Annotated in this window: 20 protein-coding genes; 10 read left to right on the top strand and 10 right to left on the bottom strand. The window is 74.3% G+C overall.

Annotation, left to right across the window (positions count from 1 at the left end; all coding sequences use genetic code 11):
• The first annotated feature begins 362 nt into the window (after nucleotides 1-362).
• Nucleotides 363-995, top strand: coding sequence for a TetR/AcrR family transcriptional regulator (locus tag ACZZ97_RS14755; protein ID WP_314103631.1), 633 nt, complete (start codon nucleotides 363-365; stop codon nucleotides 993-995).
• 406 nt (nucleotides 996-1,401) lie between these two features.
• On the opposite strand, the gene ACZZ97_RS14750 is transcribed toward ACZZ97_RS14755, so the two are convergent.
• The gene (locus ACZZ97_RS14750) at nucleotides 1,402-2,901 is read right to left on the bottom strand and encodes an SLC13 family permease (protein ID WP_463473633.1); all 1,500 of its coding nucleotides are present in this window, start codon (nucleotides 2,899-2,901) and stop codon (nucleotides 1,402-1,404) included.
• A 120-nt stretch (nucleotides 2,902-3,021) separates the two neighbouring features.
• Nucleotides 3,022-4,398, bottom strand: a complete 1,377-nt coding sequence (locus tag ACZZ97_RS14745; RefSeq protein WP_463473632.1) for a homoserine dehydrogenase — start codon at nucleotides 4,396-4,398, stop codon at nucleotides 3,022-3,024.
• Between the two features lie 178 nt (nucleotides 4,399-4,576).
• Between ACZZ97_RS14745 and otnK the strand changes: the two genes are divergently transcribed.
• The 6 genes from otnK (at nucleotide 4,577) to ACZZ97_RS14715 (ending at nucleotide 10,567) form a co-directional block, all read left to right on the top strand.
• Complete coding sequence (otnK, locus tag ACZZ97_RS14740) at nucleotides 4,577-5,863, top strand: 3-oxo-tetronate kinase (protein WP_463473631.1); 1,287 nt, start codon at nucleotides 4,577-4,579, stop codon at nucleotides 5,861-5,863.
• Entirely contained in the window at nucleotides 5,860-6,657 is a 798-nt protein-coding gene (locus ACZZ97_RS14735) for a class II aldolase/adducin family protein (protein WP_463473630.1), read from the top strand. The genes otnK and ACZZ97_RS14735 overlap by 4 nt, the downstream gene beginning before the upstream one ends.
• 10 nt (nucleotides 6,658-6,667) lie before the next feature.
• Nucleotides 6,668-7,447, top strand: a complete 780-nt coding sequence (locus ACZZ97_RS14730; RefSeq protein ID WP_314104633.1) for a DeoR/GlpR family DNA-binding transcription regulator — start codon at nucleotides 6,668-6,670, stop codon at nucleotides 7,445-7,447.
• A gap of 129 nt (nucleotides 7,448-7,576) precedes the next feature.
• Nucleotides 7,577-7,747, top strand: coding sequence for a hypothetical protein (locus tag ACZZ97_RS14725; protein ID WP_191330470.1), 171 nt, complete (start codon nucleotides 7,577-7,579; stop codon nucleotides 7,745-7,747).
• A 73-nt stretch (nucleotides 7,748-7,820) separates the two neighbouring features.
• Nucleotides 7,821-9,149, top strand: coding sequence for a Na+/H+ antiporter NhaA (gene nhaA / locus ACZZ97_RS14720; protein ID WP_463473629.1), 1,329 nt, complete (start codon nucleotides 7,821-7,823; stop codon nucleotides 9,147-9,149).
• A gap of 212 nt (nucleotides 9,150-9,361) precedes the next feature.
• Nucleotides 9,362-10,567: a multidrug effflux MFS transporter gene (locus tag ACZZ97_RS14715; RefSeq protein ID WP_463473628.1), complete on the top strand. Its 1,206-nt coding sequence runs from the start codon at nucleotides 9,362-9,364 to the stop codon at nucleotides 10,565-10,567.
• Between the two features lie 18 nt (nucleotides 10,568-10,585).
• Here the strand turns inward: ACZZ97_RS14715 and ACZZ97_RS14710 are convergent, their stop codons facing one another.
• Nucleotides 10,586-10,756 carry a hypothetical protein gene (locus tag ACZZ97_RS14710; protein ID WP_166644817.1) on the bottom strand — a complete coding sequence of 57 codons (171 nt, stop codon included), beginning with the start codon at nucleotides 10,754-10,756 and terminating at the stop codon, nucleotides 10,586-10,588.
• A gap of 221 nt (nucleotides 10,757-10,977) precedes the next feature.
• Between ACZZ97_RS14710 and ACZZ97_RS14705 the strand changes: the two genes are divergently transcribed.
• Nucleotides 10,978-11,793, top strand: a complete 816-nt coding sequence (locus tag ACZZ97_RS14705) for a ZIP family metal transporter (RefSeq protein ID WP_314103751.1) — start codon at nucleotides 10,978-10,980, stop codon at nucleotides 11,791-11,793.
• Here ACZZ97_RS14705 and ACZZ97_RS14700 read toward each other — a convergent pair.
• The 4 genes from ACZZ97_RS14700 to ACZZ97_RS14685 all read right to left on the bottom strand — a co-directional run bounded on the left by ACZZ97_RS14700 (nucleotide 11,790) and on the right by ACZZ97_RS14685 (nucleotide 14,588).
• Entirely contained in the window at nucleotides 11,790-12,143 is a 354-nt protein-coding gene (locus tag ACZZ97_RS14700; protein WP_314103748.1) for a DUF7882 family protein, read from the bottom strand. The genes ACZZ97_RS14705 and ACZZ97_RS14700 overlap by 4 nt on opposite strands.
• 174 nt (nucleotides 12,144-12,317) lie before the next feature.
• Nucleotides 12,318-12,566 carry a hypothetical protein gene (locus ACZZ97_RS14695; RefSeq protein WP_463473627.1) on the bottom strand — a complete coding sequence of 83 codons (249 nt, stop codon included), beginning with the start codon at nucleotides 12,564-12,566 and terminating at the stop codon, nucleotides 12,318-12,320.
• Nucleotides 12,567-12,727: 161 nt separating this feature from the next.
• A complete protein-coding gene (locus ACZZ97_RS14690; RefSeq protein ID WP_463473626.1) occupies nucleotides 12,728-13,567 on the bottom strand; it encodes a GDSL-type esterase/lipase family protein in 840 nt (279 codons plus the stop codon).
• Nucleotides 13,568-13,832: 265 nt separating this feature from the next.
• The gene (locus ACZZ97_RS14685) at nucleotides 13,833-14,588 is read right to left on the bottom strand and encodes a hypothetical protein (RefSeq protein WP_463473625.1); all 756 of its coding nucleotides are present in this window, start codon (nucleotides 14,586-14,588) and stop codon (nucleotides 13,833-13,835) included.
• A gap of 162 nt (nucleotides 14,589-14,750) precedes the next feature.
• Between ACZZ97_RS14685 and ACZZ97_RS14680 the strand changes: the two genes are divergently transcribed.
• Together ACZZ97_RS14680 and ACZZ97_RS14675 are read left to right on the top strand one after the other, a co-directional pair.
• Complete coding sequence (locus ACZZ97_RS14680) at nucleotides 14,751-15,419, top strand: response regulator transcription factor (protein WP_463473624.1); 669 nt, start codon at nucleotides 14,751-14,753, stop codon at nucleotides 15,417-15,419.
• An 82-nt stretch (nucleotides 15,420-15,501) separates the two neighbouring features.
• A complete protein-coding gene (locus ACZZ97_RS14675) occupies nucleotides 15,502-17,379 on the top strand; it encodes a sensor histidine kinase (protein WP_463473623.1) in 1,878 nt (625 codons plus the stop codon).
• A 122-nt stretch (nucleotides 17,380-17,501) separates the two neighbouring features.
• Here the strand turns inward: ACZZ97_RS14675 and ACZZ97_RS14670 are convergent, their stop codons facing one another.
• The 3 genes from ACZZ97_RS14670 to ACZZ97_RS14660 form a co-directional block, all read right to left on the bottom strand.
• On the bottom strand, nucleotides 17,502-18,350 hold the full coding sequence (locus ACZZ97_RS14670; protein ID WP_463473622.1) for a DUF805 domain-containing protein: 849 nt from the start codon (nucleotides 18,348-18,350) through the stop codon (nucleotides 17,502-17,504).
• A gap of 172 nt (nucleotides 18,351-18,522) precedes the next feature.
• Nucleotides 18,523-18,993: a GNAT family N-acetyltransferase gene (locus ACZZ97_RS14665; RefSeq protein WP_463473621.1), complete on the bottom strand. Its 471-nt coding sequence runs from the start codon at nucleotides 18,991-18,993 to the stop codon at nucleotides 18,523-18,525.
• 43 nt (nucleotides 18,994-19,036) lie between these two features.
• On the bottom strand, nucleotides 19,037-19,492 hold the full coding sequence (locus ACZZ97_RS14660) for a hypothetical protein (protein WP_314102563.1): 456 nt from the start codon (nucleotides 19,490-19,492) through the stop codon (nucleotides 19,037-19,039).
• Nucleotides 19,493-19,528: the final 36 nt, after the last annotated feature.

Raw genomic sequence — 19,528 nt, 5'->3', positions numbered from 1 at the left:
AATTACACGGCTGTAACTCAGCTACTTGCCTCTGATCAGGCCTTTAGCGACGCTGTCGCTTGTGGATAAATGAACAGGTGCAGCGCCTCCTTCATCCACAGCAGGGCCGTGCGCGCGCAACGGGCAGGCGAGACGGCCTCGCCACGGGCCGTGCACCCGGCAGCCCGCGCGAGGGACGGGACCGAGCGCGCGGGGCGGCGGCTCGTTCGGGCGGGCCTCGCTCGACGCGCACTCGGTCGTTCCTGGTGTCTCGGGTCCACCAGGCAGGACGATCCTAGCGCCTGGATACCCGTGAGTATGCAAGGGATCCCGGCCCTGCGCGCCGCAGACGACAGCCGTCGCCCCGACGTTAGGGTGACGACATGTCCACGACCGGGAGCGCCCCCACCAAGCGCCCGCCGCGCGCCGAGGTGCGCGAGCGCCTGATCGAGGCGGCGAGCCGGCTGTTCGCACGTCACGGCGTCCACACGACGACCCTCGACGACGTGGCCAAGGCGGCCGGGTTCAGCAAGGGCGCGGTCTACTCGAACTTCGACTCGAAGGCCGACCTCGTCGTGACCCTGCTGCGCCGCGAGACGGACGGCGCGCTCCGGGCCCTGCACGAGATGCGCGTGCCCGGCACCGACCTGCCCGACCTGCCCGCCGCGATCCGTGCGGCGTTCGCCCCCTACGGCGCGGGCACGGCCGACGACTTCAGCCTGATGTCCGAGCTCCGCTCGCAGGCGCTCGCCGAGCCGCGCGTCATGGAGGTCTTCGTCGAGCAGCGACGGGCCGTGCTCGACACGCTGCGCGGCCTCGTCGACCAGGTGTTCCAGGGACGCACGCCCGACGCGACCGGGCTCTCCTCCGACCAGCTGGCGCGCCTCCTCATCACGATCTCGGTCGGCTCCGCCTTCGACGCGCCCGCCACCGGCGACGTCGCGCCCGGCGACCTGATGGGCGACGTCGTCGCGGCGCTGCTGCGTCCCGTGACGGGCGGCTCCCCCGAGGCCTGACCCGCGCCTCCTCGCCTCGCGCATCGCGCATCGCGCATCGCGCCTCGCAGCGACCTCGCGCGCCCGCCACCGGGTCGAGGGCGGGTCATCGGCGTCGAGGGCGGGTCCGTGGCGACCCGCCCTCGGCCCGGAATGCCCGCCCTCGAGAACGACGGCCGGACGCAGGAGGTGCGGGTGGGCGAGGAGGCCGCTCACGAGCGCGAGTGGTCAGGTCCAGTCCTCGCGGGAGCCGTCCGGGACCGTTGCTGACCACTCGACGCCCATGCGCCGGCCGGCCGGCCGGCAACGGGAGCCGGAGCAAGGCGAGGAGGCGCGGGTGCCGACGTGAAAGCGACGAACCTCCGTGGAAGATCACGGAGGTTCGTCGCTTCTGCGTCGGGTCGTGCCCGACAGGCGCCGCGGCCGGCTAGGCCCAGAGGAAGGGCACCACGAACAGCGCCAACGTCACGACCGGCCCGATGACCACCATCGAGAGCCCCCAGAACATGAGGTGGCGGTAGAGGCGCGGCCGCTCCTCCTCGACGCCCGAGGCGACGATCGTCGCTCCCGTCGTGCCGAACGGCGCGCAGTCGACCAGGGACGCCGAGATGGCCAGCGCGTAGATGAAGCCGGTCATCTCGAGGCCTCCGCCGGGGATCAGCAGGGGCACGGCGAGCGGGATGAGCGCGCCGAGGATGCCGATCGTCGACGCGAAGGCCGACACGAGCCCGGCGATCACGCAGATCACGAGGGCGGCGAGCAGCGGGGAGTCGACCGAGCGAGCCGCCTCGCCGAGCTGGTCGATGGCGCCGAGGCGGGTCAGGACGCCGACGTAGGTGATGATCCCGCCGAGCAGCAGGATGGTGCCCCAGTCGATGCGGCCGAGCGCCTGGCGGCCCACGTCGGGGTTGACGAAGGCGAGCAGCACGGCGATCGTCAGCGCCACGGCGCCGAGGTTCAGGTCGACGTCGAGCAACGTGATCGTGAAGAAGCCGACGATCAGCACCGGGATCGAGACGAGCACGAGCAGCTGGTAGCCGCTGAGCTTCTCCGAGGGCGCAGCGTCGACCGAGACCGCGGCGGTCGAGGAGGCGGCGGTCGCGGTGGCCGTCGACGTCGCGGAGGAGGAGGACGAGACAGCTGAGCCGGCCTGTGCGCGCTCGGCGCTGGTGGCGGGTGCGCCCACGGCGCCCTCGCTCGTGGCGACGGTCGTCGCGAGACCGGATCCGCCGATGCCCGCCCCGCCGGCACGACGACGCGACGAGCCGGAAGAGCCCGAGCGCCCGGAACCGCCCGCAGCAGCGGCGGCACCGGCGGCGCGCGTCCTGGCGATCAGCTCGCGTCCGCCGAACAGGAAGAACGCGACCAGCACGACGAGCGTGTTGATGCCGATCGACAGCCCGAACATCAGCGCGGGGTTGTAGGGGATCCCCGCGGTGCGGGCCACGGTCATCACGGTGATGCCGTTGATGCTCGTCGGGGCGAGCGCGCCGCCGACGATGGCCGAGCTCATGACGATGCCCATCATCGTCGAGTGGATCTTGTGCTTGTGCGCGAGGCTCATCGCGATCGGGACGATCGTGAACGCGGCGTGCGACGTGCCGAGGCAGGCCACGAGCGTGCCGATGACGAACATCGCCCACGGGATGAGCGCGACGCGGTCGCCGATCAGGCGCACCGAGCGGTCGACCAGCCAGTCGATGGTGCCGGTGACCCGGGCGATGCCGAACAGGTACGTGATGCCGAGCAGGATCAGCAGGGCGTCGACGGGGAAGCCGCCGAGCACGTCGTCGAGGCTCTCGCCGACGACGAGCACGCCGACCACGAGGGCGGCGACGAGCGCGAGCGCGCCCATGTGGACGTTGCGCACGGCCGAGATCGTGAAGACGGCGACCAGCACGATCAGCGCGATGATCTCGACGCTCACGAGGTCACCTCGATCGGGGCGGGGGCGGGCGGTGTCGGGCTGAGGGGCATCGTCGTCGATCTCCTGTGCGGTGGGGGCGGTGGGTGCTGCAGGGGCGGGAAGAGGGGAAGGAGGGGCGGCTCAGGCCCCGAGGGCCAGGCCCGTCCGGTACGCGGCCAGCGCGGCGGCGGGCACGTCGACGAGGTCGTCGAGGCGCACGAGCTCGCCCGGGGCGACGTCGGCCACGAGCCGCGCGCCGCTGAGCAGGTAGTACGGCGCGACGCCGTGGTCGTCGGGATCGACGATGACGGGTGCGACGCCGGCGATCTCGTGGTGGTGCCCCTCGACGCGGAACGTCGTGCCCGCGGCGAGCGCCGTGCTCGACCGTGCGGCCAGCACCGTGTGCTGCCGGGGCTCGGCGACGGACGACCCGCCGTCGACGGCTGCCGCGATGGTCAGCGGCGTCTCGACGCCCATGAAGTGGTACGGCCAGTAGATGCAGGCGTACCGGCCGTCGCGGCTGACGACGTGGCCCTTGCCGCGCAGGGTCTCCCAGGTGACGGGGTCGCCGGTGCGGACGACGACGAAGACGCCGCCGGCGAAGCTGGCCTCGCCGGGCAGGCGGAGCATCGAGAACACGTCGACACTGCCGGTGCGGCCGATCAGGCCGCCGTCCTCACGCGTGGCGTAGAGGTCGGCGAGCTCGTGCGGCCGGGCCACGGGGTAGTGCATGCCCTCGACGTCGGCGTGCGCGCCGGTGTAGAGCGACACCACGGTCATCTCGCAGTGGTCGGCCGCGGCGCTGCGCTTGAGCGAGGCGACCTGGGCGGCCCGCGCCTCCACCGTCTCGAGGGGGCGGTCGCCGAGCTCGAGCAGGTCGACGAGCCCGGGGGCGTCGATCGTCGTGCCGGCCTGGTCGACGACGCCGGTGGCCGGGTCGAACGCGAGGTCGTACTCGCTCGACTTGCCGAGGGCGACGATGTCGAAGCCGCAGTCGAGCACCCACGCGACGAGGCGCAGCAGGTTCGCGGGCTGGTCGCCGTCGCCGGGCAGGTAGCGGAGGCCGGCGGCGCGGGCCTTGGCGCTGAGGGCGACGCCGGCGACGGACTCGATCTCCTTGCTGACCATGACGACGTGCACGCCGTGGTCGAGGGCCGTGTCGGCGTACCGGTGGCCGGCCTCGATGCGCCCGGTGGCCTCGACGAGCACGTCGGCGGCGCTCCAGTCGACGGCGGCGCCGTCGGCGATCACGGCGACCTGGCCGACGGCGAGCGCCGCGGTCGTCTGGGCGACGGTGGAGGGGGTCGCGACGCGGTCGGCGGGGACGCCGAGCTCGTCGAGCATCCGGGTGGTGCCGGCGACGTCGGGGTCGACGAGCTGGGTCGCGACCATGTCGTCGAGACGGCGCAGCTGGTCGAGCAGGGTGCGGCCGTACCCGCCGTTCGCTCCGGTGAGGAGGACGCGGACCGGGGTCTCGCGGGCCTGGGTCGCGCGGCGCGACGTCGAGTGGAGGATCACCGTTGTTCCCGTTCGTTCGAGGTGGCCTGTCGCCCGAGAGGGGTCGGTCGGCCGGGGCTTCGTGGGCAACCGTAGCCTGACTTCACAGATTGTCAAAGATCGCACCAAATAGTCACATATGCTTAGATGGCTCCGTCGCGTCCGACGACGGACGACATGTCTCCACCGGAAGGTCCCCATGCTCACAGGTGCCGTCGCCGACGACTTCACAGGAGCCACCGATCTCGCCGCCGCCCTGCACTCGCGCGGGCTGCGGACCGCCGTCGTCATCGGCGACCGGCCCGTCCCCGACGAGGAGGTGGCCGGGCTCGACGCCGTCGTCGTCGCCCTCAAGTCGCGCACCGCCCCCGTCGAGGAGGCGGTGGGCGCGTCCCTGGGGGCCGCCGACCGCCTCCTCGGCTGGGGTGCCGACCGCTTCTACCTCAAGTACTGCTCGACCTTCGACTCGACCGACGAGGGCAACATCGGGCCGGTGCTCGACGCGCTCCGCGAGCGCCTCGGCACCGACCGCAGCGTCGTCGTGCCCGCGTTCCCGGGCACAGGCCGCACCGTGCGCGACGGCTCGCTGTGGGTCGGCGACGAGCTGCTCGAGGACTCGTCCATGCGGCACCACCCGCTCACGCCCATGACGCGGTCGCGGCTGCGCGACCTGCTCGCGCCGCAGACGCCCGCCACGGTCACCGAGATCGGGCTCGACGTGGTGCGCCGCGGGGCCGACGCGCTGCGGCTGGCGCTCGACGCCGCCCCCGCGGGCTACCTCGTCGTCGACGCCGTCGAGGACGACGACCTGAGGGCCATCGCGCAGGCGACGGCCGGGCACCGGCTCGTGAGCGGCGGGGCCGGCCTCGCGCTCGGGCTCGACCCGGTCGCGATGGCGTCGGCCTCGGCGTCGACCTCGGCTGAGGCCGTCCCGTTCCCCTCCTTCTCCCGTCGTCGTCTCGTCGTGTGCGGCTCGGCCTCGACCACCACGCAGGCGCAGGTGGCGGCCGCGGTCGCCGCCGGGCACCCGACCCGCAAGGTCGACGTCGCGCAGGCGCTCGCCGATCCCGAGGCCGAGACCGCCTCGCTCGCCGAGTGGGTGCGCGGACTCGACGACGCCTCCGTGCCGGTCGTCTACTCGGTCGGCCAGCCGTCGGACGTCGTGCCCGCGGGGGCACTGCCCGCAGGAGGCGCGGGCGCCGTCGTCAGCGCCTCGGAGGTCGTCGAGACGGTCCTGTCGGGCCTCGTGCTCGACCTCGTCGCCGACGGCACGGTCGACCAGGTCGTCGTCGCGGGCGGCGAGACCAGCGGCGCCGTCGTCGGCTCCCTCGGCGTCGGCCTGCTCACGATCGGGCCCCTGCTCGCCCCCGGCGTCTGCTGGAGCGCGGCCACCACCGACGACGGCCGGGAGGTGGCGCTCGTCCTCAAGAGCGGCAACTTCGGCGCGGTCGACCTCTTCTCGAGCGCCTGGGAGGCGCTGGCATGAGCGGCGCCGACGCACGGACCACGACGCGGGCTGCGGAGCCCGGGCGCCTCGAGAGCGCGGCGGAGCACGCGTCTGCGAGCCGCCTCCTCGTGGCCGCCGGTCGCGCCCTCGTCGCAGCCGGGCTGAGCCCCGGCAGCTCGGGCAACGTCAGCGTCCGCGACGGCGACCGCCTGCTGATGACCGGCACCGGCACGCAGCTCGGCGACCTCGCGCCCGACGACCTGTCGGTGCTCGACCTGGCGGGCGCGCACCTCGGCGGCCCGGCGCCGTCGAAGGAGGTGGCGCTGCACCTGGCCATGTACGCCAAGGACCCTGCCCACACCGCCGTCGTCCACGTGCACTCTCCGTCGGCGGTCGCCCTGTCGTGCCTCGAGCCGTGGTCGGCCCACAGCGCCGTCCCGCCCCTGACGCCGTACGCGCTGATGCGGGCCGGCCAGGTGCCGCTGCTGCCGTTCGTCGCCCCCGGCGACCCGGCGATGGGCGCGCTCGTCGGCGACAGCCCGCTGCCGTTCCGGGCGGCGCTGCTGTCCAACCACGGCGCCGTCGTCAGCGGCGAGGACCTCGACCGGGCCGTGCAGAGCACGATCGAGCTCGAGGAGGCGTGCCGCATCGCCCTGCTCACCCAGGGAGCGGCGCGCCGCCTGATCGCGCCGGACCAGGTGCGGGCGATCACGGCCGCGTGGGGGATGCCCTGGACCGGTCCCGCGGACGAGGCCGGCGCCTCCTCGGCTGCGGTCTCGCCTGCCTCCTCGTCCCCGGTCCCCTCGGCCGCCGGCGAGGGCCGCGACAACTAGGCTGACGCGCGTGTCGACCCCCCTCATCCCCGAGCAGCGCCGAGAGTCGATCGTCGAGCACCTGCAGCGCGAGCGGGTGCTGAGCTACCGACAGCTGACCGAGCTGCTCGGTGTCAGCCAGATGACGGTGCGCCGCGACGTCGCCGCCCTCGAGGACGCCGGCCGCGTCAGCGCGACCGCCGGCGGCGCCAAGCTCGCGTCGCGCCTGGTCGAGGAGCCGAGCCGGGCCGTCAAGCAGGAGGCGGACGTCGCCGAGAAGGAGGCGATCGCCCGCGAGGCGGCCGCCCTCGTCCACGACCACATGACCGTGTACCTCGACGCGGGCACCACGGTGCAGGCGATGCGCCGGCACCTCGACGACGTCTCCGACCTGACCGTCGTGACGAACGACCTCGCGACGGTGCAGGCGTTCCTCGACCACCCGACGGCCGACCTGATCTGCGTCGGGGGACGCGTCGACCGGGCCAACCAGTCGACGATGGGGCGCCTCACCGGCGTCGCCCTCGCCGAGCTGTCGCTCGACCTCGCGTTCGTCTCGTCGAGCTCGTGGGACCTCGCCCACGGCGTCACCACCCCCGTCGAGGCGAAGATCGAGGCCAAGCGGGCTGCCCTCGCGGTCGCGGAGCGGACCGTGCTCGTCGCCGCCAGCTCGAAGTACGGGCGCTTCGGCCGGTACCGCGCGCTGCGGCTCGACGAGCTCGACGGCGTGATCACGGACGACGCCCTCGGCGACGAGGCCGCCGCCGCGCTGCGCGACGCCGGCGTCGACCTGCGCCTCGCCGCCCGCTGACACCGCCCCCGCCCAGTGCCCGTGCCCGCAAATGCCGACCAAAGGCCCACGTGGAGCACCACAATGATGGGAAATCCCTGTTCTGCAGCCTCCCCGGTCGGCATCTGCAGGCACGGGTACCATCGGGGCGTGACCAGCCACCCGATCGCCCGCAGCACGCGCCGCCAGCGCGCGGCACGGCAGGCGTTCCCGAAGCGACTCGTGCTGACCAAGCGCACGTGCGGCACCAACGGCTGGATGAGCCTCTGGGGCAGCAACGCCCACGGCGAGATCGCGGGCTGCCCGCCGCCGACGGCGTGACCGCGCCCGGGGTCGTCGACGACCCGGGCGCACACCTGCGCCCGCCGTCCCGCCACCCCCTCTGAGAGCCACCGTGTCCCCTGACGTCCCCGACGCCTCCTCGTCCTCCCCCGTCCCGACGGGCAAGGCCCCCTCCACGCCCGCGCCGCCCGCCCACGCCCCGGGCGCGCTCGGCCGCGGCGCCCGCCTCGCCCACTTCGTGAGCCGCGACACGACGGGCGGCCTGCTGCTGCTCGGCGCGACCGTGCTCGCGCTCGTGCTCGCCAACAGCCCCGCCGCCGACTGGTACGGCGCCGTCCGCGACACGACGTTCGGGCCCGCGGCCCTGCACCTCGACCTCAGCGTCGGGGCCTGGGCCGCCGACGGGCTGCTCGCGATCTTCTTCTTCGTCGTCGGCCTCGAGCTCAAGCAGGAGTTCGTCGCGGGCTCGCTCCGAGACCCGCGCGCGGCGGCCCTGCCGATCGCCGCGGCGGTCGGCGGCGTCGCCCTGCCCGCCGTGATCTACACGCTGGTCAACCTCGACGCGGGCGGCGACGCGCTGCAGGGCTGGGCCATCCCGGCGGCGACGGACATCGCGTTCGCCGTCGCGGTCATCGCCGTCGTGGGCAAGCGTCTGCCGCCGGCGCTCCGCACGTTCCTGCTGACGCTGGCCGTGGTCGACGACCTGCTCGCCATCACGATCATCGCCGTCTTCTACACCTCCGGCATCCTGTTCCTGCCGTTGCTCGCCGCGCTCGTCCCGCTCGCGGCGTTCGCGCTGCTCGTCCGTCGCGGAGTCCGCTCGTGGTGGCTGCTGATCCCCCTCGGCGTCGTCGCGTGGGCCCTGGTGCACGCCTCGGGCATCCACGCGACCATCGCCGGGGTCGTGCTCGGCCTGCTCGTGCCGGCGATCGCGACCCGACGGGCCGGCGTCGACCACACCGGCCCCGACGGCCACGTCGAGCGGCACCCGCTCACGCACCACTTCGCCGAGCGCTGGAGTCCCGTCTCGTCCGGCGTCGCCGTGCCGCTCTTCGCGTTCTTCTCGGCGGGCGTGACGGTCGGCGGCGTCGCCGGCCTCCGCGACGCGCTGACGGACAGCGTCGCCCTCGGCATCGTCCTGGCCCTCGTGCTCGGCAAGTCGATCGGCATCACCGTGTCGTCGCTGCTCGTGACGCGCCTCCCCGGCATCCGGCTCGACCCGAGCCTCCGCTGGCCCGACGTCGTCGGCCTGTCGTTCGTCGCGGGCATCGGCTTCACCGTGTCGCTGCTCGTCGGCGAGCTCGCGTTCGGCAGCGGCAGCGAGCGCGACGACGTGGTCAAGGTCGGCGTGCTCGTCGGGTCGCTCGTGTCGGCCCTCATCGGCGCCGCCGTCCTGATGGTGCGGGCCCGCCAGCGCGCCCGCACCGACGCCGAGCGCTAGCCGCCCGGCCAGCGCGCGCCGATGTCGGCTCCGTGCCCGCTCCTCGTTCAGGAAGTCCGGTCCTGATCCTCGCCGCGGGGGGAGCCGGAGTCCTGAACCGTGCACCGTGCAGGATCGGCGCGGGCAGAGTTCCTCAGTGCTGCGCGACGTCCCCGCGACGAGCACCCCGCAGGAGGCGCGGGCCGGGACGATGAACGACTAGCGTCGGTCAGGTGGACGACGACGACGCGACCCCCGCCTCCTCGTGGACCCGTCGACGGTCGTCGATCACCCTGCTCGCCCTCGTGGTCGGCATCTCGCCGTTCGCGACCGACATGTACGTCCCGGCGCTGCCGGCCATCGCCCGCGACCTCGGCACCACGACGGCCGTCGCGCAGCTCAGCCTGACCGCGTTCCTCGTCAGCTTCGCGCTGGGCCAGTTCGTGATCGGCCCGCTCAGCGACGGCATCGGCCGACGCCGAGTGCTGCTGATCGGCACGGCGGTCTTCACCGTCGCCTCCCTCGGCTGCGCCCTGGCGCCCGACGCGACGACGCTGATCGTCGCGCGGGTGCTGCAGGGACTCGGCGGCGCGGCGGGCAGCATCGCGGGGCGGGCGATGGTCGGCGACTCCACGACGGGCACGCGCCGCAGCCGGCTCTTCGCCTCCCTGGCGGTCGTGAACTCGCTCGGACCGGTCGTCGCGCCCCTGGTCGGCGGCGTCGTGCTGACGGTCGCCGCCTGGCGCTCGCTCTTCGTGGTGCTCGCGGTCTTCGGCCTGGCGCTCACGGTGCTCTCGGCCGTGCGGTTCCCCGAGACGCTGCCCGCCGCCTCCCGGTCCGGTGCCTCGCTCGGCGCGGCCGGCCGACGGATGGGCGAGCTGCTGCGCATCCCGCGCTTCCGCTGGTACCTCGTCACGGGCTGTGCCGCGACGATCGGCTTCTTCTCGTACATCTCGACGTCGTCGTTCGTGTTCCAGGAGCAGTACGGCTTCAGCGAGCTCGGCTACACCCTCGTCTTCGCCTCGAACGCGTCGTGCATGATCCTGTCGACGCTGCTCTTCCGGCGGCTGGTGGGGCGCTTCGCCGAGGACTCCCTCTACACGGCAGGCCTCGTCACCTGCACCGCCGGGTCGGCGCTCGTGCTGGTGGGCGCGGCGACCGGCGTCGGTCCCCTGCTGGTCTGGCCGGCGCTCGCGCTCGTCACGGCGGGCTGGGGCTTCGTCATCCCCGGGTCGATCACGCTGACGCAGGCGCTCGGGCACCGCTGGCCCGGCTCCGCAGCCGCGCTGCAGGGCGGGCTGCAGTTCGGGCTCGGCGGGCTCGCGACGCCGCTCGCCGGCGCCCTCGGCGGGACCGCACTCGTGATGGGCGGGCTCATGACGGCCTTCGTCGGCGTCGGGCTCGCGGTGCAGCTCGCAGTGCGGACGCCCCGGGGCTGACCACCCCGGGCCGAGCGCTCAGACGGCGGCGGCCCTCGCGATGCGACCGGCGTCGAAGAAGTCCGCGTAGGTGGGCTCCGGCGGCCGGGCCGACCGCATGGGCGGCAGCACCGTGACCGGGCGACGGCGCTTGGGGTACGCGCCGATCGAGGCAGGGTGCACGCGGGGATCCGAGATGTAGAGGCTCATCGTGTCGTCCTTCCTGTGAGGCGGAGGGGGGACGGGCGGCCGAGGCCGTGTCGAGCACGACGACCGCCCTGTCTTGTCCTCCTGAATCTAGGGAGGGCGACGCGTGACCGTCAGGGGCTTGCGCCCCGAACGAGGGGTGCGCTAGGGCCGCGACAGGAAGCGCGAACGGGGTACAGGCGGCTGGCGACCCACCATGCCCGAGGCGGAGTACACCGGATCCCGTGACCTCACCGCTCCTCCTCGCCGGCCTCGCCGGCCTGCTGTCCGGCCTCTCGCTCGTCGTGGGCTCGCTCGTCGCCTGGTTCGTGAAGGTGCCCCGCGAGCTGGTCGCCCTCGTGATGGCGTTCGGCGCCGGCGTCCTCATCTCGGCCCTCGCCTTCGACCTCGTCGACGAGGCGACCAGCAGCGGCGGCTTCGTGCCGACGATCTCCGGCTTCGTCGTCGGGGCGGTCGTCTACGTCGTGCTCGACCAGCTGCTCGAGCACGGCGGTTTCCGTCTGAAGCGGCACCGTCGTCGCCACGACCGGAGCGAGCCCGCGGACGACGCCGCGAGCGACGACCGCGGAGGTGGTGGCCACGGCGGGAAGGCCGCAGCAGCGAGCGGCGGCACGGGTCTCGGCATCGCGCTCGGCGCCCTGCTCGACGGCGTCCCCGAGACTGCCGTGCAGGGCGTCAGCCTCACGGGCGGCGGATCGCTGAGCGTCGCGGTGCTCGTCGCCGTCGTCATCTCGAACTTCCCGGAGGGGATGTCGAGCACCGCCGACCTCAAGGGGTCAGGACGCGGCGCAGGGTACGTGTTCGGGCTCTGGTCGGGCATCGCCGTGGTCTGCGCGCTGTCGGCGGTCGGCGGGTACGCGCTCCTGGGCGGCGTGCCGGAGGGGGCCCAGTCGTTCGTGATGGCGTTCGCGGCAGGGGCGATCCTCGCGATGATCTGCGACACGATGATCCCGGAGGCGTTCCGGAAGGCGCAGACGCTGACCGGGCTGGTGACCGTGCTCGGCTTCGTCGCCAGCTACGCGGTGCACCAGGTCGGCTAGGCGCCCCTGGCCGTCCGTTCGTGCTGCCCGCCGACGTGCACGGCACCACGGTCGAGCGGCTCGGGCAGCATCTGCAGGCCGGTGCCGCTGTTCGCGGCGTTCGAGAGGACCGTCAGCCAGGCCTGGTTGACGACGGGAGGGCGGCTCCCCTCGAACTTGAAGCGGAGGCTGACCGTGGGGTAGATCCAGATCGTGCTGCGACCGTCCCCCGCCGAGGCGGGCTCCTTCCACGAGAAGGCGAAGCTCTCCTGGCGCCGGAGCTTGTTGATGACCACGATCTGCAGGTGCGCGAGGGTGCGGTCGTCCATGTGGATCTCAGCGGTGTTGCCGTCGTAGATCAGGTAGCCCACGGGGTGTCCTCTCGGTGGCGGTGGTTCCCTGCCGAGGCGACGTCCCAGAAGCGTCGACCATGGAGCACCAGTCGGGTCGGCCGCGCAGGGATCAGGACCCCCACGGCAGTCGGCTGGGGGCCATGCTGCCACGACGGGACCGGTGCCGTACAGCCTCGGCCAGGGCTGGTCGGATCAGCCCTGGGCTGCTAGGCCGGGCGCCGACTCGCTCGGCGCGGGCGCGGCACGCTCGAGGATCCGCACGGCCTCGGCCGAGCTGACCACCCAGCTGAGCGTGGCCGTGACGGTCGCCGTCGACTGCTCGCTGATCTCGTTGTCCAGGAAGTTGACGGACACCTTGCTGATCGTCTCGCTCTGCACGGGCACGGTCTTGAGCGCGTCGACGATCGCGCGGTCGTCGTAGGGGAGGTTGGAGATCGCCATGATGTCGGGTCCGATCGGTCTGGTCGCTCGTGGTCGTGGTCGTGGTCGCGTCGCTGCTCGTCCTCGTCGGCGTCGTCGTGGACTTCCGCGCGACCCTGCCGAGACTACGTCGCGACGTCGCTCGGCGACCGGTGCGGTCCCGCTCGGGCCGGGGCGCCGCGCTACGCGGCCAGCGTCACGGACGTGTCGGTCACGCCGGTCGCGGCCGCCGCCTCCTGCGCGACCTGCTCGGCCTCGACGACGACGGAGGACCCGGGATCGGGCGCGGGACCGGGGTCGGACACCTCGAGCCCCGCCGCGACGGCGCTCGCCCAGCCGCGGTGCATCGCGCTGAACGAGAAGGCCCGGCGCAGGGTCGTGCCGCCGAGGTCCCAGGAGGGGAAGCCCACGAACTCGACGCCGGCGAACTGGGCGGCGACCTGGCGCAGGGCGTCGTCGACGCGCCTCAGCTGCGAGCCGATCAGGCGGGCGGCGGCGGGCGAGAGGCCCTGGAACTGCGTCATGGGCGGCAGCCCCGCCAGCAGCACGGGCACCTCACGGCCCGCGGCCGAGCGGACGCGTGCGACGAGACGACCGGCGGAGGCGACGATGTCCTCGCTCGCGGTGAGCTGGAGCACGTCGGGCACTCCGAGGGCGACGATGACGGCGTCGGCGTCGGCCGCAGCTGCGCCGAGCCGGGGGTGGTGCGCGGCCCGGCGGACGGTCATCAGGGGGTCGGCGATCGTCTTCCAGGAGCAGCCCCGACCGGTCCGGCCGGACCAGGCGCCCCCGAGCTGAGCCGGGAACGCCATGCCGTGCAGGAGGACTCCGTACCCCGACGCGGCCAGGTCACCGACGACGAGGAGGCGGGCTGCGTCCGGGCCCGGCACGGACGCGACGGCCTCGTCCCGGGGGAACGGTGCCCGGCGGATCTTGACGCCGAGCACACCGAGGTGCAGAGCGAGGTAGGGGCGGGCGAACGTGAGCAGGGTCGCTGCTGTGCGGTCTCGGAGGGTGGTCATGGGCCGTCCTGGCGGTGCGGTGCCGGGATCCGTCCCGGTCGGTGGCGCGGTGGCGCTCGCCGACGGTACATGCAGCCGCATCTAGGGCGCCAGCGCCGGCCCCGGCCGTTGCGCCTTGCGGACAGACCGAGCGGTCTGCCCCGGCGCGACGGCTCAGCACGGCTCGGGCCAGCCGGCCCGGGCCGACCGGGCACCCCGGAGTGGACGATGAACCCCGACATGACGGGGTGCGTCGTCCACTTCGAGGTGCACGAGGAGGAGCGGGTCAGCTGCCGGTGGCGGACTCGTCGGCGGGGGCAGACGGAGCGTCGGCCGGCGGGGTGGGAGCGTCGGTCGGCGGCGTGGGGCGGTCGCCGCTGCCCGAGCCCTCCTCGCCGGGGGTCGGAGCGTCCGCCGGCGGGGAGGGCGGCGTCGGGCGCTCGGCCCCGTCGGCACCCTTCGCGCCCGGCTCGGGTGCGTCACCCGGCGCGGGTGCGGCCGGGCCGCCCTCGGCAGCGGCGCCCGGCGCGCAGCCGGGGCCGCCCGCGAGCGGGCCGGCCGGCGCGTCGCCGTCGGCCTCGTCGCCGGTCGCACCCGGCGCGGCGGGCGTCGGCGACCCCGAGGCGTCCGAGCCGGGGGCCGCGGGGCCGGTCTCGTCTGCGGAGTCCTTGCCGCCTCCTGCGTCCGAGCTCGCGCTGGGGCTCGGCGACGCACTCGACGTCGCCGCCGTGAGCGTGCTCGCGCCGCCGCCCGACGACGCCACCGCCGCCGTGCCGCCGACGAGCGCGAGCCCGACCGCGGCGACGCCGAGGCCGATCCCGAGCCGCTTCGTCACCCGTCGGCGCGGAGCGGCGGGCACGGCCTGCTCCGACGCGACGCGGGGCGAGAGGGGCAGCTCGCGGGTCGTGTCGTCGGCGGTCGAGTCCTGCCGGGGGGCGCCGAACGCGTCGCGCTGGTCGCGGTGCCGGTCGCCGTCGCCGGCGCCGCTGCCGTCGCGGCCGAGGTCGCCGTCGCGGTCGAAGGGGTTCTGCTGGTCGTTCATGTCGTCTCCTGACGAGGGGGTGGTGGTGACGCGGACCGGTCGTCCGCCGCTGTGACCAACCTCGGGAGCGCACCTGAAGCCGCGCTTAAGTCGCCGGGGCGCCCAGCGGTTCGATAGGCGACCGGCGGCGACGGCGCATCTCGGCCCCGTACCGTCCGGTCCGTGATCTCCCCTGCCCGCGTCCTCGTGATCGACGACGACCCTGCCCTGCTCTCGTCCGTCGTCACCGCCCTCGGCGCGGAGGGCTTCGCCGTGAAGGGGCTGCCCGACGGCTCCGAGCTGCCGGAGGCGCTCCGCGCGTTCGTCCCCGACCTCGTCGTCCTCGACTGGATGCTGCCGGGGGCGAGCGGCATCCGCCTCGCGGCGACGGTGCGCACGAGCAGCGACGCGGCCGTGGTCATGCTGACCGCGCGCGACGAGCTGGACGACCGCCTCCGGGGCTTCGCCGAGGGCGTCGACGACTACGTCGTCAAGCCGTTCTCGGTCGCCGAGCTGCTCGCCCGGATCGGCGCGGTGCTGCGGCGCCGCGGGCGCATCCCCGCCGTGATCGAGGTGGCCGACCTGGTCGTCGACCCGGAGGCGGCGGTCACCACCCGCTCCGGGGTCGCGCTCGAGCTCACCGCGACCGAGCAGCGCCTGCTGACGTTCCTCGCCGAGAGCCGTGGCCGGACCGTGTCGAAGACGCAGATCCTCACCCAGGTGTGGGGCTACGACGACTACGACCCGAACCTCGTCGAGGTGCACCTCAGCTCGCTCCGTAAGAAGATGGAGCGGGAGGGGCCGCGGCTCATCCACACCGTGCGCGGCCTCGGCTACCGGATGAGCGCGTGATGCGGGTGCCCGCCGCGGCCGCTGCGGCCGCCGCAGCTGCCGCAGCTGCTGTCCCGTCGTGTTCCGAGCATCGCGTCGCGCCGTGACAGGACGGAACGCTCGGAACAGGACGCGACACGACTCCGCGCGACGAGACTCCGCGCGACCCGAGACCGCGCGGCACGACGGGCCGCGGCTCCGCACCGGGTCGCTGCGCGCGCGCACCGTCGTCGGCGTGCTCGTGCTGCTCGCCCTGCTGCTCGCCGGGCTGGCCGTCGCGGTCGAGGCGACGCTGGGCCAGCGGCTCCGCGCCCAGGTCGAGGACCGCCTCCGCGACCGCGCCTCGGCCGCCGCCGCCCTCGTCGGCACCGTCGACGGCGACGACCTCGCCGACCGGCTGTCGGCGCAGGGCCTCTCCGTCGTGATCCGTGACGCCGACGGCGGCGCGATCGTCGCCGGCCCCTCCCCCGACGAGCTGCGCGACGGCCCGCCCGCGCTCGGGGACGGCCTGCCGGCCGGACCGGGCAGGGGCGCAGGAGGCGCGGGCACGGACACGCCGACCGGCGACGCGACCGCAGGCCCCGCGGCCCCGGGAGGGGAGGCGACGGGCACCTCCTCGGATCCCGGTGCAGCCGACGACGACGCGACCGACGCCGGTGCCGGTGCCGGTGCCGGTGCCGGTGCCGGTGCCGGTGCTGTCACGGTGACCGCCTCGGACGTCACGGCCGACGACGAGGTGACGACGCTCGTCAGCGAGCTGAGCGACGGGTCGACGATCACGTTGACGGCCGACTCGAGCTCGGTCGGCCAGACGCTGACGCAGCTGCGCTGGGTGATGCTCGGGGCGTCGGGCGTGTTCCTCGTCGTGGCCGCCGCGGGGCTCGTGCTCGTGGTGCGGGCGACCCTGCGCCCGCTCGACCGGATGACCGCCGTGGCGCGCTCCATCGCCCGCGGCGACCGAGGTCGGCGACTGCGTCCCGCGACGGAGTCGACCGAGATCGGCCGCGTCGCCACCGCGTTCGACGAGATGCTCGACGGGGTCGAGGGCGCCGAGCTGGCCGCGCTCGAGGCCGAGCGGACGGCGCTCGCCGCGGAGCGCACCGCACTGGAGGCCGAGCAGAGGGTGCGCGCGTTCGTGTCCGACGCGGCGCACGAGCTGCGCACGCCCGTCGCCGGGATGCGCGCCGCCGCCGACACTCTGGTCCGCTCGTCGGCCGACGTCGGGCCCGACGAGCGCGAGCGGCTCGCCGTCCACGTCGTCCGGGAGGCCGCCCGGGCTTCGCGCCTGATCGACGACATGCTGCTGATGGCCCGCGTCGACCGCGGACTCGAGCTCGACGTCGCGCCCGTGGACGTGGAGGCGCTGGTCGCCTCGGTCGTGGAGGGGCAGCGGGTGCGTCGGCCGGGGCTGGAGCTGCGGGTCGAGGTGCGGGGGGCCGGTGCGGGGGCCCGTGTCGACGCAGGTGGGGGCATTGGCGTTGGTGCGGGCACCGGTGCGGGCACCGGTGCGGGGGCCCGTGTCGACGCAGGTGGGGGCATTGGCGTTGGTGCGGGCACAGGTGCTGGTGCGGGTGCTGGTGCGGGTGCGGGCACCGGTGTTCTGGTCGTCCTGGGCGATGCCGGTCGGCTGGCGCAGGTGCTGGGCAACCTCGTCGACAACGCAGCACGGGCGACGCACGGGACGGGCACGGTCGTGCTGACGGTCGACGGCTCGGGGCCGGAAAGCGTCGTAGTACTCGTCGCCGACGACGGCCCCGGCGTGCCGGAGGCCGACCGCGAGCGCGTCTTCGACCGGCTGGTCCGGCTCGACGCGGCCCGGCGGACGGGCGACGGAGGCGCCGGCCTCGGCCTGCCCATCGCCCGCGGCATCGCGCGGGCGCACGGCGGCGACCTCGTCTGTGAGCCCGGAGGCGCGGCCGCACGCGGCGCAGCGGTCGGAGCTGCTGGCGGCGCGGTCTTCCGGTTGACGCTCCCCCGCTGACGCCTCGCCTCGAGGCGCCGCGACGCGTGCGCGCCGCTCAGCGGCGTGAGAGCGACAAGACGACGCGGAACACCGCGTCGTCTTGTCGCTCTCACGTCTCCTGGCCGCCTGGCGGCCTCGAGCTAGGGCCGGGGGCGGTCGAAGCGCGCGCCGCCCGGCTTCGGGCCGAGGATCGCGAGCACCGTGAGAGCGATGCCGCCGAGGTACGGGAACAGGTTGATCAGCAGCAGCCACCCGCTCAGGTCGACGTCGTGCAGCCGTCGGGCACCGAGCGCGAGCGTGGGCACGATCGTGCCGAAGAAGAACGCGGCGATGACGAGCGACACGGGCAGGAACCCCGGGCCCGGGTTCGACGTGCCGTCGACGTCGTAGGTCATGCCCGGGAGCGCAGCGACCACCGACACGATGCTGAGCACGATGTAGACGACGCTCGTGGCGAGGACGACCCACCAGTACTCGCTCCTGCTCGCACGGCCGGTGAAGTCCGCGTACTTCGTGAAGAAGCGCTTGACGGCCGGCGCGGGACCGGCGTCGTACAGCGGCGCCCAGAGCGGGACGGAGCCGTCCGAGAGTCGCGGCGAGGCCACCGGCGGCTGGCCGTAGGGCTGCTGGCCATAGGGCTGCTGCTGGCCGTAAGGAGGCTGCTGCCCGTAGGGCTGCTGAGGCTGCTGGCCGTAAGGAGGCTGCTGGCCGTGAGGCTGCTGCCCGTAGGGCTGCTGAGGCTGCTGGCCGTAAGGCTGCTGCCCGTAGGGCTGCTGCGACGGCTGGCCGTAAGGCTGCTGACCGTAAGGCTGCTGGCCATAGGGCGGCTGCGACGGCTGGCCGTGAGGCTGTCGCCCGTAGGGCGGCTGCGACGGCTGCCCGGAGGGCGGCTGTTCCCCGCCTGCGTGCTGCCCGTAGGGCGTCTGCCCGTCTGGCTGCGGCTGCTGCCCTTCGGCCCCGCCCTGTTCGTTGTCTCGTGCGTCGCTCATGTCGTCCCCCTCGAACCGTCGCCCCTCGCGACCTGCCCAGGCTAGCGGCAGCCGACCGCCGCGAGAGCGACCCCGAGCCCTGCCGAGGGCGGGTGTCCCGGGCCGAGGGCGGGTCGTCCGCGACCCGCCCTGGAGCCAGAAGACCCGCCCTCGGCGACGCGCGCCGCGCCTCCTACAGCTCGCGGGCGAAGCAGACCGAGTTGCCGCTGCCGACGTAGGCCCCGAACAGCGGCACCTCGCCGTACCCCTCGCGGGCGTAGAAGCGGATCGCGTCGGGCTGCGACGTGCCCGTCTCGAGGACGACGCGGCGAGCGCCGAGGCCGCGCGCCTCCTCCTCGAGGGCCCGGAGCACCGCGACGGCCACCCCCGAGCCGCGGGCGGACGGATCGACGAACATCCGCTTCACCTCGACCGAGCCGGGCCCGGCGACGTCGTCGGGCAGCGGGCGGAGCCCTCCGCACGCGACTGCGGCACCGGAGGCGGTGCGTGCGACGACGAAGACGGGCACGTCCGAGGCGCTGGGCGGCGTGCCCGGCTCGTGGTCGTCGCTCCCGTAGCGCTCGTCGAGCTCACGGCGCTGGGCCCGGCGCAGCTCGTCGGCCTCGGGGTGGTCGTAGGGGACGACCTCGATCTGCCAGGTCATGTGCGGCTCCTCTCGTGCTCCTCGCACCGTAGCGGCCCGGGCCTCACCAGAAGCTGCCGCGCACCGCGACGTCCGACGCGCGCACCTCGGTCGACACCTGGATCGTCCGGGGGTCGAGGAGGTCGCCCGGGATGCCGTCGCCGTGCTCGTCCTCGATCTGTCGCGCCAGCTCGGTCGGCGAGGTGCCGTCGGGCGGCCGCACGGTGAACACCGTCCAGCACCCGCCGGACCCGCAGCTCGTCTCGCTCGCCGTGACCGAGCTGCCGACGGGCAGGTCCATCGAGGAGGCGTCGGGCACGTCGCCCTCGGTCGCGAAGACCACCTGCATCACCATCCGGAGGAGGAAGAGCCCCACCAGCAGCACGACCACGCCCGAGAAGACAGTGGCGACCACGATCCCCGCGATCGTCCGTCGCCCGAGCGGAGGGCTGCGGCGGACCGTCGCCGCCGTCGGCGCGCGGCGTCCGTGCTCGCCGCTGTCCTCGCGGAGGACGTCCATGGTGGTCCTTCCGAGGAGGCGGGGCAGGTGCAGCCG

The organism is Frigoribacterium sp. AC512 (genome assembly GCF_979258295.1).
Note: the sequence above shows the minus strand (reverse complement) of the source record. Positions and strands in the feature narration are given on the sequence as shown.

What these genes read in the sequence shown, in the direction of transcription:
- ACZZ97_RS14665 (WP_463473621.1), bottom strand. Translation starts at nt 18,993, where the DNA reads ATGACCTGGCAGATCGAGGTCGTCCCCTACGACCACCCCGAGGCCGAC.
- ACZZ97_RS14710 (WP_166644817.1), bottom strand. Translation starts at nt 10,756, where the DNA reads ATGAGCCTCTACATCTCGGATCCCCGCGTGCACCCTGCCTCGATCGGC.
- ACZZ97_RS14690 (WP_463473626.1), bottom strand. Translation starts at nt 13,567, where the DNA reads ATGACCACCCTCCGAGACCGCACAGCAGCGACCCTGCTCACGTTCGCC.
- otnK (WP_463473631.1), top strand. Translation starts at nt 4,577, where the DNA reads ATGCTCACAGGTGCCGTCGCCGACGACTTCACAGGAGCCACCGATCTC.
- ACZZ97_RS14660 (WP_314102563.1), bottom strand. Translation starts at nt 19,492, where the DNA reads ATGGACGTCCTCCGCGAGGACAGCGGCGAGCACGGACGCCGCGCGCCG.
- ACZZ97_RS14755 (WP_314103631.1), top strand. Translation starts at nt 363, where the DNA reads ATGTCCACGACCGGGAGCGCCCCCACCAAGCGCCCGCCGCGCGCCGAG.
- ACZZ97_RS14735 (WP_463473630.1), top strand. Translation starts at nt 5,860, where the DNA reads ATGAGCGGCGCCGACGCACGGACCACGACGCGGGCTGCGGAGCCCGGG.
- ACZZ97_RS14695 (WP_463473627.1), bottom strand. Translation starts at nt 12,566, where the DNA reads ATGGCGATCTCCAACCTCCCCTACGACGACCGCGCGATCGTCGACGCG.
- ACZZ97_RS14685 (WP_463473625.1), bottom strand. Translation starts at nt 14,588, where the DNA reads ATGAACGACCAGCAGAACCCCTTCGACCGCGACGGCGACCTCGGCCGC.
- ACZZ97_RS14670 (WP_463473622.1), bottom strand. Translation starts at nt 18,350, where the DNA reads ATGAGCGACGCACGAGACAACGAACAGGGCGGGGCCGAAGGGCAGCAG.